This is a genomic window from Niastella populi (genome assembly GCF_002078015.1).
GTDB lineage: Bacteria > Bacteroidota > Bacteroidia > Chitinophagales > Chitinophagaceae > Niastella > Niastella populi.
Map to the genome: position 1 here is coordinate 1 of NZ_LWBP01000180.1, position 305 is coordinate 305.

The 305-nt window shown below is 42.6% G+C and carries 1 protein-coding gene; it reads left to right on the top strand.

The window, feature by feature from the left end; all coding sequences use genetic code 11:
• The coding region (locus A4R26_RS35010; protein WP_165760286.1) for a hypothetical protein at nt 1-305 on the top strand (305 nt) is incomplete at both ends.

Genomic DNA, 305 nt, shown 5'->3' on the forward strand with positions numbered 1-305 from the left:
ATCGGATCAGATGTATCAAAAGAGAATAGAACGGATGAAATACTGGATGTATCGGGGATGCTGGTGAAGGGAGAGTTGGGTATGTCGATCCGCTATTCCAGGTCGAGACACCATCCGGCCACGATCAAAAAATTAGCCGGATCCTATAAAAAGAACTTACAGTTTTTAATAGAGGAATTAGCTAAAAGTAAGGAGAGATATTTGACCCCTTCAGATTTAAGTTTTAAGGGGCTGAGCCAGGAAGATCTCTCAAAGCTCAACCCAGACAATACGCTGGAAGATGTGTATGAGCTATCTCCTCTTCA